Source organism: Streptomyces sp. DH12 (genome assembly GCF_020873895.1).
GTDB lineage: Bacteria > Actinomycetota > Actinomycetes > Streptomycetales > Streptomycetaceae > Streptomyces.
In genome coordinates this window covers 1-602 of record NZ_JAHWGT010000467.1, presented here as the reverse complement: position 1 = coordinate 602, position 602 = coordinate 1, and the positions used below count along the sequence as shown (strand labels likewise).

Below are 602 nucleotides of genomic sequence, written 5' to 3'. Positions count from 1 at the left end.
CACTGTGGATGGCCGAATTCCCCTGGTAGATGGTGTACGACACCACACCCCGGTCGTCCCGCGCCGCGGTCCAGGAGAGCTGGACCGCCCGGCTGCCGGCCGCGCGTCCTTCCAGGTCCCCGGGACCGGTGGGCGGCGCGGTGTCCGCCCGGACGGCCGCGGGGGTCGTGGCCCGCACCTCCCGGCTGGGCGGACCGAGCCGCCCGTCCGCGTCCCGGGCGCGCACCGTGAAGACGTAGGTGGTGGCGGGGCGGAGCCTGGTGACGTCCACCATGTGGGTCGAAGCGGGTACGTCCTTGACCTTGGTGGGGCCCCGGTACACCTCGTAGCCGGTCACCGCGGATCCCGCCGGGGCGGCCCGGTTCCACATGACGTGGACGCTGGTGGCGCTGCCCGCTTCCGCGGTGACGCCCGTCGGCGCCCTGGGCGGCCGTTCGCCGCCGGGGTCGTCCTGACCTCCCCAGCGGCAGGAGACGGCCAGCAGCACGACCGCGCAGAGCGCGAGCAGGCGGCCGGATGACGCGGTTGGGGTAACGCCACGCACGACTACGCCTCCTGGGGGTCCACGGAGACCGGTCCATTTAAAGGTCCGTACCAATATG

At 73.4% G+C, this 602-nt stretch carries 1 protein-coding gene; it reads right to left on the bottom strand.

Translation table 11 applies throughout. The features are described from left to right. Positions 1-544, bottom strand: a 544-nt coding sequence (locus LPA54_RS35210; RefSeq protein WP_228984667.1) for a fibronectin type III domain-containing protein, incomplete at its 3' end; no start/stop codon positions are given. Between the last annotated feature and the right edge of the window lie 58 nt (positions 545-602).